Genomic DNA, 2,476 nt, shown 5'->3' on the forward strand with positions numbered 1-2,476 from the left:
GCGTGGGCCGCCACGAGCGCCGCCCCGGTCGGCGTGCACAGTTCCACGTCCACCGGCCCGCCGCGGCCCGGCAGCCCGGCGGCCCGCAGCAGCTCCAGCACGGCCGGGCCGGGTACCGGCAGGACGCCGTGCTCGGTACGGGCCGATCCACCACCGAGCGCCACCGTGGACACGACGAGCTGGTCGAGGCCGAGCGCGGCGATCCCGGCGCAGACGCCGACCACGTCGGCGAGCGCGTCGAGCGCCCCGACCTCGTGGAAGTGCACCTCGTCGGCGGGGATGCCGTGGACGGCCGCCTCGGCCTCGGCCAGCGCGGCGAAGGTGGCCAGCGCGCGTTCACGGACCGTGTCGGCCAGCGCTGCCCGGGCCAGCAGCCGGCGGACGTCCGGCCAGGTACGGCGGGGATGCCCACCGGCCGGCCCGTCGAACCGGCCGTCGTCGCCATGGCCGTGATGATGGCGGTGCCCATGATGATCGTTGTGTGTGCCAGGTCTGGTGCCGGAGGCGGCCGCGGTGCCTCCGACGCCCTTGTCGACGTTCCCGTCAGCGTCGCTCCTGTCGTCGCCACCGGTTTCAGCGATATCGCTACCGGTGATCACACGGACGCGGGTGGCCGCCAGCCCCGCTCTGGACGCGGTGCCGACATCCAGCCGGACGGGGAGACCCAGCGCCTCGACGGCATCGCCGATCACCCCGGTGGGCCGGCCCGTTCCGGCGAGCGCGCCGGTCAGGGCGCCGAGCAGCATGTCCCCGCTCACCCCGCTGGACAGGTCGAGCCATCCGATCCGGAGCTGCCCGGCGGCGGGATCCGGCCCGGCCGGCCGGGCGGGCCGGGGGCCGGTGGACGGCGGTCTGGCGTCGGTCATCAGCAGGTCGGCCCCGAACGGCGGGTCGGGCCCGAGCGGGACACTCGAGCCACACGGAATGATCATCGAACGGTACGAACGGTACGGGTAGGACGCGAGAAAGACGGTGCGGGAACGCACAGGAACATGCAAGAACATGCAAGAACATGCAGGATGACGCAAGAGGGACAAGGCCGTCCCGCCGGCACGCCGGCACGCCGGCAAACCCGTCCGTATATCGTCCGGACGGTTTCCCGAATCATCCTCTGATCATTTCTGGACTGATCATTTCCGGATTATCGCCGGATCGCCCGTCCGGATCACTCGCTCGGGCCGTTCGTCCGGGCCACCGCCCGGTGGACGCCGGTCCGGCACGGGCGGCCGTCCGGGCACTGACCTGCGCGATCGGGGATCCCAGGCCGGCTGGCGACTCGCCGGGCACGCCACCGACACTCCCGAGCCCCGCGGACGTCCTAACTGGCCGGTGTCCTTCACCGACCGGATTCCTCACCGGTTGGAGGATGGCCCGTGGGCAGCGCGGCCACCGCCCGCAGGACGTCCGCTGGCGTTATCGGGTCCACGACCTGATCGGTGCTGGCCGCGGCGGAACCGTTCCGGTCCGCGGATCCCCGCTCTCCGGACCACAGCGCGACATGTTGACCACGGCCCGGTGGTGGTCCCCACCGGGCCGGTGGCACCGGCCCGAACAGCAGTACGGACGGCGTCCCGTAGGCGGTCGCGAGATGGCCTACCCCGGTGTTGGCCGCGAGCAGCAGCGACCCGGCGGCCACCAGCGCGCACAGCTCGGGCAGGCTGGTCGATCCGGCGAGCACGGCCGCGGGAGGCAGCCCGGCCTCCCGCGCGACCGTCCGCGCCAGTTCCGTCTCCTGCGGGCTTCCCGTCACGACCACCTGGTGACTGTTGGTGGCGAGTGCCCGCGCCACCAGCGCCCACTGCCGTGCCGGCCAGCGGCGGACCGGGTGCGCGCCACCTGGATGCACGATCGTCGCGCCGCCGACGACCGGGGGGACGGCCGGCCGGGGCAGGAAGAGGTCGTCCGGGTCGCAGGCGACTCCGTGTGCCTCCATCAGCCGGCACCATCGCGCCACCTCGCGTTCCTCGCCGGCCTGGCGTTCCCAGAGGCCGCCGCGGTGCTCCCGCGGGGCGTGCCGCCTGTTGCCGGGCGGGGTGTCCAGGTCCCAGGACACCCCGCCCGGCAGGTCGAAGGCCCACAGCTCCGCGGGCGCCGTCGCGCGCAGCGCCATCGTCGAGGCCGGTCCCCGGCCGTGCAGGTTCACCGCCAGCGCCGGCCGCTGGACAGCCACCGGGCCCAGCTTCGGCGTGTCCACGACACCGTCGACCGCCCCGGACAGCAGCGCCACCGGTTCCAGCCACTGTGGCGTGGCCAGCAGGATCCGCGCGTCCGGCCGGGCCCGGCGCAGGCCGCGCAGCGCGGGCAGGGCGGTCAGCAGGTCACTGAGGCCGAGGGCGCGCAGCGCGACGACCGTTCCGGCCGGGCTGCGGCGGGAGAGCCGGTAACGACCGCTGTCACGACTGGTCACAGGTAGGGATTCTCCAGTGAGGGGGATGGTGGGACGCACGACGCTCCGTCCCGATTGGTCCTGTCCCGA

At 73.9% G+C, this 2,476-nt stretch carries 2 protein-coding genes; both read right to left on the bottom strand.

Annotated features, from left to right (window positions below; genetic code table 11):
- Positions 1-986 (bottom strand): nickel insertion protein (gene larC, locus NBX02_RS01030; protein ID WP_445548193.1); only part of this gene is annotated, 986 nt, incomplete at its 3' end.
- Positions 987-1,336: 350 nt separating this feature from the next.
- Entirely contained in the window at positions 1,337-2,407 is a 1,071-nt protein-coding gene (locus NBX02_RS01035) for a glycosyltransferase family 9 protein (RefSeq protein WP_250289590.1), read from the bottom strand.
- Between the last annotated feature and the right edge of the window lie 69 nt (positions 2,408-2,476).

The organism is Protofrankia sp. CiP1_Cm_nod1 (assembly GCF_920888515.1).
Taxonomy (GTDB): Bacteria; Actinomycetota; Actinomycetes; order Frankiales; family Frankiaceae; genus Protofrankia.